The following is a 14185-nucleotide window of genomic DNA, read 5'->3' as shown; positions in this document are numbered from 1 at the left end:
TGATTGTTATTAAAAAAATAGATATACTTTGTTTCTCCATTATTTTTCTAACTCCTAAAAATTGAAACTGTTCCGCTAACAAGATAATATCTGGTTAATCTCATACGTCTATTTGAATACAAGTTCTTTTTCTAGACAAATCACAAACTCTTCCTAGAGTAATAAGTCCAGTATTTTCATCTTTTGGGATACTTACACCCATGTTTAAGTCTTTACATTGGAGACAGCAAATAACAAGCTTATATTATTGTATATTTTTCACGGTACTGCCTAGGAGTCATGCTAGTGATTTTTTTGAAAACTCTTATAAAATAACTTTGGTCATTAAAGTTAAGCCAAGCACAGATATCTGATAACGAATAAGTAGTGAGGGTTAATAATTTCTTTGCTTCTTCCACTCGTTCCCTTTGAATATATTCGCTTAAAGTAATTCCCATTTCTTTTTTAAATAGTTTAGACAGATAAGTAGGCGTAATTTCTAAATGATTAGCAAGTTCATTCAGAGATATTCCATCGTAAACATTTTTATTAATATGTTTTATACATGTAGTAACCGCGTAAGAATACTTTTTTGCATTGTATTCTTTCACACGATCTGCAAAGGTACGTAAAGCGTCCCCTGATAATCGCTTTACAGATTCTACATTATCTAATTGTTCTAGGGTTTGTATATATAAAATACTATGGGCAAAAGCAATATCTGGTGGCAGATTTCCTTCTATTGCATATCGAGTGGCTAAGGTAATCGCAATAATTCCAAGGTTTTTTTGATTCCTGAGCGGATCCTCTACTAGCATAAGTTCAACATCTTCTTGCGAAACCGCATACATATACTGTATTAACTTTTTTTTATTTCCTTCTTTGATAGTCGAAAAGAAATCATTTACTAATGCCATATTGTGCGTTTTAGGTTTGTTTTGTCGACGTTTTAAAATATATAAATCAGGTTTCACATTTTTATTAGGAGTTTCCTCTAGTACTTTATTTTTTTCCAAGACAATATCTACATCTAACTTTTCATTGAAAATCATGTAATGTAATAAAATTCCCATATCAATTAATGTAGTTTTTTTAATCTCAGATAAACACTGATAATAGGCAAGTCTTTCTTGAATGTTATCATTTGATTTAAATTCTTTCTGAAATTTTATGATCATATCATCTGAATCTTTTGAATGTATAGTAGGACCGATTATAATAGTCCCTTTAATATCATCATGATTTTCTATATGAATTAGAACAAAATTTTCAAGATAGTTGTTACTTCGGAAAAGTGGCAAGTTAAAGGGATCGTTTTCTTGATAAATATCACTAAGATGTTCTTCTTTTGAAGAATAAAAAGGACTACAAACATTATCAGATGTAGAATGATATAAAATTTTTCTGTCTGTAGACAAAATATGCACAGGGGCATTAAATGCTTTATGTGCAAGATCACACAAGTGTTGTATATCGATGGAAGTATTCATTACATTCTCCTTTATAGATCCATAAAATATATTCTGTTATAAATAATTCACGACAAATAATACTATAAAATATCAAATTAGTACAATTCACAACAAAATATTACTATATCTTTTTTATAAAAATCATATATTATTTAATTGTAGTTAGCATCTAAATATCAGAGTAGATAAGTAAAGGAAATACACTAAGTTCTTTTCTTAATTCTACAAGATATATTATTGAACTTGAGAAAACAGTGAAGTACTACAAAATACAGTGGTAGTCAATGCGAGGACCAAGCTGGAATAAGATTTAAAATAAAGCGAAAGTAAAAAGAGGTACTGTACCACCGCAAGAAACAACAGTCAAAGTTCCAATTCAATCATTTATACAAATTGAATTCAAAAAATAAATACTGCTAATTTAAATGTGAAACTGAAAAACTATTTTGCTCCAAATTTTAGAAAAAGATAATAAAGAAGTTGTGAAATTGGAAACAGATGAAAGCGATACGGCTATTTTTGAAGCACTATACTTTGAAAAGTACAAGGTGGAGGAAATTCAAGTACTCAATTAAACATTTAATTGAGAGAAAGGTCTTTTCATCAACTAAAAATAAAAAACGAATGGAATATTCAAAAAAATGACACTATATTACTGGTCGTAACAATAGTTTTACTTTCCACAAAAGAGGAAAAAATATATAGACTTTACAAATACTAAGAATAGCAAACTAGATAGTTTTATTACCGCATCACATAAAGTGAAACTTTAATCAGTGGGGGTTTTGTTCATCCCCACTGATTATTAGCCCTCACCAATCGGGCTTTTACGGGCAGCCCGCCCCCCACCTAACTTCTTTGCTTCCGCTGAATTTTGAGGTGGAGGTCTTACTGCCCGGCAAATAGCGGGATAAACTTATTATTAATTTCCAAATACAATAGTTGTTAATCAACAAAAAAACTTCAATAATTAAGGTGCACAGTAAATTGACCTCAAAACAGTAATTACTACAGTATCAGTTTTTACTTATTCTATAAAAAAGAAATATCACTTAATAATTATTACTTTATATCAATTTAGACATAAAACATTTTATTATATCGGCTTAAGTATTATGAAATTAAAATTGCAAATAACACCAAAACTCTTTTAAAGGATCATACATCGTTCATATCAGGTTTATTATCTTTTGATACCTATGTCATTAACACAACTAAAAAAGTTTATTACAAAGGAATCTGAGAGGTTTTTTCAATTCCGAAATTTATTTTTTTGTAAATTAAAGGAAAAATAATCCATATATATATACGGATTATTTTCTTAGTGTACTCTGTATTGACCTGTGAACTGTTTTTCAGCCATTCGAACTAAGCGTTTTGTAATCTCTCCACCGATCCGAACCATTTGCAGATGATGTGATGTATCAGGTCCCAGTGTGACTCCTAGTTCAAAAGCAATTTCATACTTCATTTGCTCAATAGTACTTGTAGTAGCAGAAATAAGAATTTCATTTGTATTACTTTCGCATCTTTGAATATTTATAAATAACATGTACCTAATTATGCTATTTATGCATGAGCAACCTAATTTATTCCAGTATTTTTATAGGAACCCTTTCCCTCCCCTTATTCCACCAATTAAATTTGAAACACAAATGTACATTGCATTTCAATATAACAATAAAAGCTACAAAAGCAACGAATTTACTATTTTAAAGTTAAGTGTTTAACCTTGAAGTACTTAAATTCTTTTTTCCAGATAAAGCATACATTATATCTTGATGTTTTATTGTCCTCTTATAATTATGTGGTATCGGGAATTTATTTCGGTGTTCTTTTATTATAATTAAAGTTTGAAGTTCTATGTTCAATACTTTTGCGAGGACATGATAGTTATATCCATTGTTTAACAGAGAAATTATGTCATAAAACATAGTTTTTCCACCCACTAATTTTACTAATTTATTCTTTAACTCATCCCCTTTTTCTTTAGCTTCATCAATTTCTAACAACATAGATTTTTTATTTGTCTGCTTAATGTATTGAGTATACAACTCTGGGAATTCTTTTTGTACTTCTTTGTTTAATACTGGTTTATATTTAATCATATAAGTAACTTGTAACAATGAGCGTTTTAACAAACTATCTTCAATGAGATACGCTACTTTATTAAATAAATGTACATATTCCTCAATATTGGAATAACTATTAAAATGAGCTAATACTCTACTTTTTATACTAAAAGCCTTGCCTACATAAATAATATTGTCATTATAATCTTTAATGAAATAAATACCACTGTCAGATTTTTTCAATTTATTATCTAACTCTTCTATACTCATAAAATGCAATTCACTCATACTTCTCTCTCCTTAGCAGTTTTAAATCGTAAAAAACAAGCAAGGTTTCTAAAAAAGTACTTAGCTGCCCTAGCATCTCTTATTTTATCTCTTGCTAAATGTCAAAAAACTGTTTCTATGTTCCTCAACTATCAATATGATTATTAATAAAATTTTCTATCGTTATTATCTCGCAATTTTATCATGTAATTTCGAGATCGTTTCCTCATTTAAATTACTGTGTTTTATCGAATAAAGGAAATATATTACTACCCCAATAGTAATCCAAATACTAAAGTACACCCATGTCCTTAACGGTAAATTTAGCATTAAAAACACACAGCATACAATTGCAACGCATGGTAATACAGGTACAAAAGGTACCATAAATCCACGTTTTAAATTTGGGTGTGATTTACGTAGAATAATAACTGATAGACAAACTAACGCAAACGTCACCAAACTACCGATATTAACTAAATTAACTAATTCTTTCAAATCAATAAACCCAGCTATTATAGAGCTCCCTATTCCTGCCAATCCAGTTATAAAAGTGGGTGCTCCAGTTTTCTTATTAACTTTCGCAAATGATTTCGGTAACAATCCATCACGACTCATTGCAAAGAATACTCGTGTTGCCGCATACATATTGGAAAAAATAACAGCCATAAGGCCAATTACAGCACCTGCAGCAATTGCACCAGCGACTTTTCCTTGTCCTACAACTTCCATTACATAAGCCATCGCCTCAGGAACATTTAATTCTTTATAGGAAACCATTCCTGTCATAACAAGACATACCATAACATAAATAATTGTACATATGATTAATGATGCAATAATACCGATCGGAAGATTACGTTTCGGATCTTTTACTTCTTCTGCTGAAGTTGCTAATATATCAAATCCCGTAAAAGCGAATAAAATAGCTGCTCCACCCGTAAAAACTCCACTTAAACCGTATGGTGCAATTGGTATCCAGTTCATTGGTTTTACATAGAATATACCAACCGTAATAAACAACAAAATCATTCCAATTTTAATCAATACCATTGTATTATTGATTCGTTTGCTTTCCCTCGTACCACGGGATAACATCCATGCTAATATCAATGTAATGATTACTGCTGGTAGATTCACAATACCACCATGCGAAGGAATCGTTACTAGAGCTTTAGGTATCTCTAATCCAAATCCCTTTATTAAATTGTGGAAATAGCCTGTCCATCCAGCAGCGACAGCCGCTGTTGCCACGATATATATTAATAGCAATGACCAACCTACTAGATGAGCAACAAACTCACCAATTGTTGCATATGAGTACGTATATACACTACCAGACGCCGGGAGTGTAGAAGCAATTTCCGCGTAACATAATGCTATAAATCCACATATAATTGCCGCAAGTATAAATGAAAAAACAACTGCTGGACCAGCATTTCTTGCTGCTACTAATCCAGTTAACACAAGAACGCCCGTTCCAACTATCGAGCCTACCCCTAACATAATTAAATCAAATGCTCCTAATGTTTTCGTTAAAGTCTTGCTTTGATTATGCTCTAACAATTGTGTAACGGATTTCTTTTTTAGTAAATTACTCATATTTTCTGTATCCCCTTTAAAATAAGGTTTATTCTTCTCGTTAGTGTTGTATATAAATTTACTTAGTTATTAACTAGCCTCATAATATTTCTTTTACATTAAATAGATTTAAAATATTATATAAATTCGCTTCTCACTTACTAGTTAAACTAGACATTTCCATAGATTTTTGCGTACAACGTTTCATAGCTGAAATGATAGCTGTTCTTAAACCTTTTTCTTCTAGCGTTACTACAGCCTCTATCGTCGTTCCACCTGGAGAACAAACCATATCCTTCAATTCACCTGGATGTATTCCTGTTTCCAATACCATTTTTGCAGAACCTAATACAGCCTGAGCCGCAAATTTATAAGCTTGTTTTCTCGGCATACCGCCAAGTACAGCAGCATCTGCCATGGCTTCTATAAACATATACACATATGCTGGAGAAGAACCACTAATAGATGTAACAACATCCATTAGTTTTTCATTTATGACCTCCGTCTGGCCGAAAATATTAAATATGTCCAGTACCTCTTTTATATCTTTTTCTGTAACCATTTCATTAAAACATAACGCAGACATTCCTTCTCCAACAAGTGCCGGTGTATTAGGCATTACTCTAACAACTTTTAACTTTCTACCAAATTCATTCTCAGTGCTCTTAATACTTTTTCCTGCAGCAATAGTTACAACGATTACATCATTTTTTATTTGATCTTTTATTTGGTTAATTACCGATGAGTATAAATCTGGTTTGATTGATAAAATTAAAATGTCAGCGCTGTTAGCGACTTCATTGTTGTTAGTAGTTATAGTTATGCCATATTCATTACTAGCATTTTTTAAATTAATGACATTTAAATCTGAACAAATTATTTGATCTGGAAAAACTATATTTTTTTTAATCATCCCACCTATCATAGCAATACCCATGTTTCCACATCCGATGAATCCTATCTGTTTATTCATAATAATTTGCTCTTACTCCTTCTACTCTAAATTTTATTGATTTTGAAATTATTATTCTAAATAAGGGCTATTACAATTACTTGGTTTATCAATAGAATTTCAAAATTCTCCTTCCTATAATGAGTTATGTTTTCGTATTTCGTTTACAAGCATGCATTAAAAAAATGAAGAGACTTTCTATTCATAGAACTATTAAAAACGAGAGTAAAATGGTGATAATTTTTATGAATTAATAATCTTTAACTATTCAACATTTTAAATAGAGCTTACACATCCCTCTAATAATTACTTATTTTAACAATTTATAGTTAAGCTTAAGAAAATGTATTTAAATTCCAAATAATTATCCCCATAGATAGTATGAAACAAAGTAATGCAGGAATTGCCATTAAAATAGATTGTTTTGCTCGAAACATATGAGCATGAATAGCTCCGACCATGAGAACTGCTATTAATGTATTTGCTCCTAGCGCTAAGTATTGATTCCAAATACCACCGATTATACCTATTGCTCCAACAATTTCAACAAAACCAATTATAGACATAAACCATAATGAATATTGATATTGTTGCCAATGTTCTACCTGAAAAGATATACGGAAAATTTTTATGAATCCCCCTACTACAATAAAAATTGCTAAAACTACCTGAAGAACAATCATCTTTTAAACTCGCTCCTTTTAAAATTTTGTTAATTTTCATACTTCACAAGGAATAAATATATGCGTTTTACCAATATCAGAAAGGGAGGTATACATAATTTAACTTTTTATACGCTAAGAACTAAGTAGATAACCTTTACTACATAATATTTTCTTAAGAAAAATATTTATTTTAATATATTTGTCTCTTTTGTTAACCTGAATAGATTGTTTTTAATTTCAGACATGCTGATATTTTTTCTTGAAACACCGGTTTCTACTGCAGCACGTGCGACAGCATATGCTACATGTGGCACCACCCTAGGATCAAACGGATTTGGAATGACATAGTTGACATGAAGCTCTTCTTCTGAAATTAAATCAGCTATTGCATAAACAGCTGCTAGCTTCATTTCTTCATTAATTTCTTTTGCTTGTACATCTAAGGCTCCACGAAAAACTCCAGGGAAAGCTAATACATTATTTACTTGATTAGGAAAGTCAGAACGTCCTGTACCAACTACTAGTGCTCCTGCTATTTTTGCTTTATTAGGCATAATTTCAGGTGTAGGGTTAGCCAAGGCAAAAATAATAGGATTATGATTCATAGAACGAACCATATCCTCATCAACTACACCTGCAGCTGATACGCCAATAAATACATCAGCATCAATAAGGGCCTCTGCTAATCTTCCCCGCTTATGTTCTATATTTGTAATACGAGCTATTTCTTCTTTAAGCGCATTCATTCCAATAGGTCGCTGTTCATATACTATCCCTTTTGTATCACACAAAATAATATTTTTCACATGCATATGGAGTAACAACTTAACAATGGCTATCCCAGCAGCACCAGCGCCATTTACAACGATTTGAACATCTTCAATTTTTTTATTTGTTAACTTAAGTGCATTAATTAGGCCAGCAATCGTTACAATAGCTGTACCGTGTTGATCATCATGGAAAACAGGAATATCACAAGATTTTCTTAGGCGCTCCTCAATTTCAAAGCATTGAGGTGCCGCAATATCTTCTAAGTTTATCCCACCAAAATTTGGTTCTAATAATTTAACAACCTCAACAATCTTATCCGGATTATTAGTGTTTAAACAAATAGGAAAAGCATCGATCTCAGCAAATGATTTGAAAAGTAAAGCTTTTCCCTCCATCACTGGCATAGCTGCTTTAGGTCCAATATTCCCAAGACCTAATACTGCAGTTCCATCAGATATAATTCCAACTAGATTCCCTTTCATTGTATAATCATATACTTTGCTTTCATCTTTATAAATCTCTAAGCATGGCTCAGCAACACCTGGTGAGTAAGCGAGACTTAAATCTGTTGAATTTTGTACTTTAACTTTAGAATAAACACCAATCTTCCCCTGTTTTTCTTTATGCATTTTTAATGCTTCATCTCGTAAAGGTGACATATAATTTCGCTCCTATAATTAAGTTAAGAGTTCATTAACTCTATCTTAAACTTGATATTGTATGATATAAGTAAGACTTCTAATATAATCATTATTTATTTTTATAACCTTTTAACATATCTTTTGCATAACGATTGGGGTATAAAGTATTTAACATATTGTATGGACTTCCCTTCCAATATCTTCTTAATGGTGTCCATAACTTATGTTTAATCAACCATCTTTGTGTGTAAATAGATAGTAATTGCCCCTCTGTTAGTTTTTCCTTTTCTTCAATAGTCCACTTCAGCGCCTCTAATGCTTTTTTTTCAGTCCAAAATCCGGTAGGTGTGAATTTATATTCCCATTCTTTATTTTGACCAGGATATAAGTCATTGATCATGGCGTACGGACTGTTATTCCAGAATATTTGACAAGGAGAAATTAAATTATGAATAGTCAGCCATTTTACACTGTAAACTTGTAATAATTGAAAAGAAGTTAATTTTTCTTTTTCTTCAATAGTCCACCTTAATGCTACCAATGCTTTTTCTTTAGTCCAAAAATTGTTAGGAGTCATACTAAATTCCCACTCTTTAAATTTATTAGGATATAAAGAATTTATCATTGCATAAGGACTACCATTCCAATACATAACTAATGGTGCACTGAGTTTATTTTTCTCTAACCATTTTTTACTATAGAATTTGAGTAGTTCTACTTTACTTAGCTTTTCTTTTTCTTCAACAGTCCATTTTAATGCTTCAAGAGCTTTTTCTTTAGTCCAAAAATTTAATGGTGCCATACCAAACTCCCACTCTTTAAATCTATTGGGATATAAGTCTTCAATCATCTTATAGGGACTATTATCATAACTATGTTTGAGCGCGCCGAGTAATCGATATTTTATAATTAAAGGCGTATTCCATTTTTGTTTAATATCCTCTTCATTCCATTTTAAAATTGTTTCAATTAAATATTTTGTGACCCTTTTAGATAGCTCTCTATTGCTATCTTCTTTCCATGTATTCGGTGGAAACCTACTTCTTTTACCGTCTAATATTTCTTGATAGATTTCTTCTATTTGCACTGCTTTCGCTTGCACTTCAAACTCCCTCCTATTCAAGACATATAGCGATTCCTCTTTCCTAACGTTAAATAACACGCCAATAGTAACTATTGTGATTTACTTTTATAACGCAAAAGAAATGTATAGGGTAAAATCATTTCTTTAATCTATAATAAGAAGGACATAAAAAAACAAAAAGTTACAAAAATTTTCAAATTAAAACTTTTATAACTTTTTGTTTTGATGTAAATATAATTTCAATTAATGTATCTCACCTTTTTAAACTTGACGCTCCATAATCTTGTATAGTTACATTTATATGATATTTAATCGGTACTTTACTAAATGTTTGATCCCAATCTTTTTTGACTTTCTCCCATGTTCTCGGGTGTTTAATTCTTAATTGGTTGCCAAAACCCGCAATATCGACTTGGTATTCTTTTTGTATTTTTTTTGTAACATGATGTACTAAGTGCTTTACTTCTTTTTCAATAGCTTTTTCTTCCCTTTTTAAAAATTCATTTTCAAAATCTTTTCCTGATTGCATCCAATTTTCAGACAAACGCCCTTCTGATTCAATGTTTACATCAAAGGAAATATTATTTCCGTTAACATGTGGTATGATTTTGCTTTTTATTGACTTTATCTCGTATATAATGAGTTTCTTTGATTCTTTATCAAAAGTTTTTACCACACCACCATTCCTTTTTCCGTTTATCCATACTACTCCTTCCAATTCCTGTTCATTTAAAAAGCCCATCAACTTTTTTGTCTTCCCTTTAATTACAGCAGCTCCTGCAAATTTTGTTTCTCCTTTTATCGAGATTACATTTTGCAAAAGAAAACTGGACCCTGACCGCATCTTTCCTTCCAATTTAGCGAGCGATACAGGAGGTAAAATCCTTGTTGTTCTATTTCTATTATCTGCAATTCCAGACAAACGAAATGCTGGGATTTCTCCTTTTTTGTTTGATTCCAGTACCTCCTTCGCTAGACCCTTGCTAATTAAGAGCATACAGCTAAGCCGAACTTCATTGTCACGGAGATACTGTTCAAGTAATTGTTCTAAACTGAATGTACGTACAAGACTATCACTAATAACAATGTTTTTTAAATGTGGGCTGAACATTGTGCTCTCTCTTTTCAATGAAAACTCACGAACAATTTGATGAATGGAATCACCGGTCTCAGAAACATTTATATAACGTTTTTGTTGTCCATTTCCTTTACTTTGTGCTTGCGAACTAACAATTTGATAAGTAGCTGTTATAAGATTTCTTTTAGGATAACCTCCTTCCTCATCCTCTTTCTCAATTGTTGAATCCTTCCCTTTATCTAGTGCTATACCTGCAGTTAAACTCAACTCTTCTACTTCTTTACTGCTCCAACATCCTGTTAAAAATAGAAGCAAAAGCGTCCATAACAAAGCCAAATAGAACCGCATATAATTAAATTTATTTTTCACACTACTCCTCCTTTTAATCGCGTAATAATAAGAAGAAGCAGTGGCAGTAAACCAAATAAAAATAAAGCAGCATTACCGAGCATATCCCCCAATTTAAGCAAGTCATTTATATTTTTCGAAGTCATAGCAATGATGTAAATGATTGGAATCAAAGCAAAAATAAACGGATGAATTCTCTTTTTAAAGAGTTGTGCTAATCCTAATGCAGCTGCATAATAACTAATCGTATAGGTAGCAAATATTTGCATAATCCATATTACAAGCAATAAAGATTCAAAACGTTCAAATATCAATCCAGAAATTTCAAAACTGCGCATAAGATCAATTGTCGGCCATGTTCTTGTTACAACCCCATCAATTGATAATGCACCAATGACTATTACAACTGTTATTACATAAAAGATTAACGGAATTGAAATTCCAACTAAAATAGCTTTTACTGCTTTCTTTCGTTGTTCCATAAACACCAAAAGAATCAACATAATTTCAGGACCTGTATATGCGAGAGAGGTTGTTTTTATCCCATCTAACACTGGTTTAATTCCTAAACCTAATACGGGACGGAGATTATCTATCTCGAATATTCCGATACTCATAAAGGAAATGAGTAAAAAAATAAAAAAAGTAATAGGAAATATTATTTCAAACATCCGTGCAATTGAATTAATACCACTCATAATCAAATAGAGACCTATCCACATAAAAGGCATAACAATAGCCCATGTGGGGGTTCCTTCCAGCAAAAAAAAGCTTATTACTTCTGCCATTGAACGAATTTGAAAGGCTGAAGTTGTAAGAAAATACCCTATAATAAGAAAACTAAGCAACCTGCCTATCCATTTCCCTACAATATCTTGACTATATTGATAAAATGTTTTACCTGGAAACTGTTGACTTAATTTGACCATAATTACTCCTGAAACCATTGCGAGTATCCCACCTAATATCACACTTAGCCATACATCTGGTGTTTTCACTTTTTCTACAGATGCTCTGGGCAGAGTGAGAATTCCTGTCCCAAGTATGTAATTTACAATAATAACAACTGCTTGTGAAGTTGTTATTCGGTCTTTAGGTTTCGTAATCACTGAAGGCCACTTCCTTTCGTCATCAGCTACCTTTTGCGGATATTTTTTTTGGTATGCATTATTTTCGGTCTACGTCTCATTATTTTTAATGGCATGCGAACCATAAAATCTTTCCAGTCACTGAATCGATATGGAACAGCAGGGCTGGTATAAGGAACGCCAAAACTTTTCAGTTTCACTAAATGACTGCAAAGTAAAAGAAAGAAGAGAATAACTCCATACAAGCCAAATATCGCAGCACAAAACATAGCTATAAAACGAAGAATGCGTAACGTAATTCCCACACTATATTGCGGAATAGTAAAAGAAGAAATAGCTGTTACCGCAACAACGATAACCATTATTGGACTAACAATTCCTGCTTCTACGGCAGCCTGACCAATTATTAAACCGCCCACAATTCCCATTGCAGGTCCAATTGGTTTAGGCAGACGTAAACCTGCTTCCCGCAAAACTTCGATAGCTACTTCCATAATTAACGCTTCTATTAAAGCGGGAAAAGGAACTCCTTCTCGCGATCCGATAATAGAAATAGCGAGCTTAGTGGGAATTAATCCTGGATGAAATGAAATAAAAGAAATATACAGTGCTGGAGCAAATAATGAAACAAAAGCTGTCATGAAGCGTAATAAACGGAGAAGCGTACCAGGAAGCCACCTTTCATAATAATCTTCTGGTGATTGCAGCAGCATACTAAATGTAACTGGCGCAATTAAAACAAATGGTGTTCCATCTAACAAAATAGCTACTCGACCTTCCATTAAAGCACTAATAACACGATCAGGTCGTTCTGTATTTTGAATCTGCGGAAAAGGACTGAGATAATTATCTTCAATAAGTTGCTCTATATAACCAGATTCGAGTACACTGTCTATGTCAATTTTCTGAATTCTGTTTTTTATTTCATCCACCAATTCTGTACTAGCAAGATCTTTAATAAATGCGACAACTAACTCTTTCTTTGCACGTTCTCCTACTGGTAGCTTTACTAATGATAAGTTCTCATCCGCACAGTGTCGTCGCAAAAGTGAGGTATTATCACTTAATACTTCAGTAAAACCGACCCGTGGCCCTCTGACTAATGCCTCCGATACTGGTTCTTCAATATTTCGTTTATTTGCTTTTGTTGTACCAAGAATAAACACATCTGCTAAACCATCAATTAAAAGAGCTGTTGAACCTATCAATACTTTGGGTATTAAATCTTTTATGTAATGGACTTCTGCTACTTCACTAATTGTAAGAACTTTATTTTTAATATATTCTTTTGAAACAGTCCCCTCCACATAAGAAGATTCATTTTTATATTCATCAGAAAAATCATCCATTAGTAATTTCATAATATGTTTGTCAATTATCTCTTTATCTGATAGACCATCAACAAAAACGATCCCAGCCTGAATGTCTGTGCGTCCAATATTAAACTTCCGAAAGCGAACATCAGAATTATGTCCGATTTGTTGCTTTATAAGTTCTAAGTTAGAGGCAAAATCATTTGTGAAATGAACGTTTGCATTTTGAGATGGTTTATGCTCTTGTTTCGTTTTACTTTGAATATTATTTTTTTTCACTTGTTTGTCTCTTGACTTCCACCAACTCATTCTTCCCACTCTTTCTCTGACATACGAACCCAATGAAAAAATCTTGAGATAGTATACGGAATTAAAAACAAGATAAAAGCTTGTACAAAGACTTTCCAATCTGGAAGATAAGAAGTAATTATGTTCCACATTTTTATCACCCAATTTATATACTCTGCTAGGATTGAGATTTCTAAAAAACGATATGTACTTAATAAAAAATAACGATAAGATTAAAGAGCAGAAAAGCGAGACATTATGCTTATTTAGTACAAATAACCTAGTTAGTATAAAAACATTTCTGACCTAAAATACCATTTCCAATTATAATTTGTTAAATATTATCTCCTTTTCCCTTATTTATATGCCTGCATTTGAATTTCAAATAATATAAGTATTAATGATATTTCCTCTTAAAGAAAAAAAGATGCTAGAAGATAGCATCTTTTTTTAAATTCAACTTACTATGTATTTATATTTTATTGTGGAAATACTCGTTTTTTTAAATGAATATTAATGTGTAAAAAATACATATTCTTTTGTTTTAAGTTAGTACATTTCTACCGAATCGATACGGAATTTTCTG

General features: G+C 31.8%; 12 protein-coding genes. 1 reads left to right on the top strand and 11 read right to left on the bottom strand.

The features are described 5' to 3' along the window. Window positions 1-239 precede the first annotated feature (239 nt). Complete coding sequence (locus tag ACTFRY_RS08805) at window positions 240-1469, bottom strand: helix-turn-helix domain-containing protein (RefSeq protein WP_001097929.1); 1230 nt, start codon at window positions 1467-1469, stop codon at window positions 240-242. Window positions 1470-1897: 428 nt separating this feature from the next. Between ACTFRY_RS08805 and ACTFRY_RS08800 the strand changes: the two genes are divergently transcribed. Further along, a complete protein-coding gene (locus ACTFRY_RS08800; protein ID WP_033694041.1) occupies window positions 1898-2026 on the top strand; it encodes a peptidase in 129 nt (42 codons plus the stop codon). A 746-nt stretch (window positions 2027-2772) separates the two neighbouring features. Here ACTFRY_RS08800 and ACTFRY_RS08795 read toward each other — a convergent pair. The 10 genes from ACTFRY_RS08795 to ACTFRY_RS08750 all read right to left on the bottom strand — a co-directional run bounded on the left by ACTFRY_RS08795 (window position 2773) and on the right by ACTFRY_RS08750 (window position 13620). Beyond that, a complete protein-coding gene (locus tag ACTFRY_RS08795; protein ID WP_098616800.1) occupies window positions 2773-3003 on the bottom strand; it encodes an alpha/beta-type small acid-soluble spore protein in 231 nt (76 codons plus the stop codon). Window positions 3004-3169: 166 nt separating this feature from the next. Next, complete coding sequence (locus tag ACTFRY_RS08790; RefSeq protein WP_001292158.1) at window positions 3170-3811, bottom strand: excinuclease ABC subunit C; 642 nt, start codon at window positions 3809-3811, stop codon at window positions 3170-3172. A 165-nt stretch (window positions 3812-3976) separates the two neighbouring features. Next, window positions 3977-5392, bottom strand: coding sequence for an amino acid permease (locus ACTFRY_RS08785; RefSeq protein WP_000067455.1), 1416 nt, complete (start codon window positions 5390-5392; stop codon window positions 3977-3979). A 133-nt stretch (window positions 5393-5525) separates the two neighbouring features. Continuing rightward, window positions 5526-6344, bottom strand: a complete 819-nt coding sequence (gene proC, locus ACTFRY_RS08780) for a pyrroline-5-carboxylate reductase (RefSeq protein ID WP_044795076.1) — start codon at window positions 6342-6344, stop codon at window positions 5526-5528. A gap of 314 nt (window positions 6345-6658) precedes the next feature. Beyond that, window positions 6659-7006 (bottom strand): DoxX family protein, encoded by a 348-nt coding sequence (locus ACTFRY_RS08775; RefSeq protein ID WP_000636507.1) that lies wholly within the window; start codon window positions 7004-7006, stop codon window positions 6659-6661. A gap of 167 nt (window positions 7007-7173) precedes the next feature. After that, window positions 7174-8418 carry an NAD(P)-dependent malic enzyme gene (locus tag ACTFRY_RS08770; RefSeq protein WP_086391521.1) on the bottom strand — a complete coding sequence of 415 codons (1245 nt, stop codon included), beginning with the start codon at window positions 8416-8418 and terminating at the stop codon, window positions 7174-7176. A gap of 91 nt (window positions 8419-8509) precedes the next feature. After that, a complete protein-coding gene (locus ACTFRY_RS08765; protein WP_001148034.1) occupies window positions 8510-9502 on the bottom strand; it encodes a DUF4046 domain-containing protein in 993 nt (330 codons plus the stop codon). A gap of 235 nt (window positions 9503-9737) precedes the next feature. Then, complete coding sequence (locus ACTFRY_RS08760; protein ID WP_000790799.1) at window positions 9738-10931, bottom strand: Ger(x)C family spore germination protein; 1194 nt, start codon at window positions 10929-10931, stop codon at window positions 9738-9740. Beyond that, window positions 10928-12019 carry a spore germination protein gene (locus tag ACTFRY_RS08755; RefSeq protein ID WP_000628986.1) on the bottom strand — a complete coding sequence of 364 codons (1092 nt, stop codon included), beginning with the start codon at window positions 12017-12019 and terminating at the stop codon, window positions 10928-10930. Before ACTFRY_RS08755 ends, ACTFRY_RS08760 begins: the two co-directional genes overlap by 4 nt. A gap of 26 nt (window positions 12020-12045) precedes the next feature. Next, a complete protein-coding gene (locus ACTFRY_RS08750; protein ID WP_000119228.1) occupies window positions 12046-13620 on the bottom strand; it encodes a spore germination protein in 1575 nt (524 codons plus the stop codon). Window positions 13621-14185: the final 565 nt, after the last annotated feature.

Origin of the sequence: Bacillus cereus group sp. MYBK195-1, assembly GCF_051916605.1 — a bacterium.
Lineage (GTDB): Bacteria > Bacillota > Bacilli > Bacillales > Bacillaceae_G > Bacillus_A > Bacillus_A cereus.
This window is presented reverse-complemented; position numbering and strand designations above follow the sequence as displayed.

Coding starts and splice junctions, on each gene's coding strand:
- ACTFRY_RS08805 (WP_001097929.1), bottom strand. CDS start 1,469: ATGAATACTTCCATCGATATACAACACTTGTGTGATCTTGCACATAAA.
- ACTFRY_RS08795 (WP_098616800.1), bottom strand. CDS start 3,003: ATGTTATTTATAAATATTCAAAGATGCGAAAGTAATACAAATGAAATT.
- ACTFRY_RS08790 (WP_001292158.1), bottom strand. CDS start 3,811: ATGAGTGAATTGCATTTTATGAGTATAGAAGAGTTAGATAATAAATTG.
- ACTFRY_RS08785 (WP_000067455.1), bottom strand. CDS start 5,392: ATGAGTAATTTACTAAAAAAGAAATCCGTTACACAATTGTTAGAGCAT.
- proC (WP_044795076.1), bottom strand. CDS start 6,344: ATGAATAAACAGATAGGATTCATCGGATGTGGAAACATGGGTATTGCT.
- ACTFRY_RS08775 (WP_000636507.1), bottom strand. CDS start 7,006: ATGATTGTTCTTCAGGTAGTTTTAGCAATTTTTATTGTAGTAGGGGGA.
- ACTFRY_RS08770 (WP_086391521.1), bottom strand. CDS start 8,418: ATGTCACCTTTACGAGATGAAGCATTAAAAATGCATAAAGAAAAACAG.
- ACTFRY_RS08750 (WP_000119228.1), bottom strand. CDS start 13,620: ATGAGTTGGTGGAAGTCAAGAGACAAACAAGTGAAAAAAAATAATATT.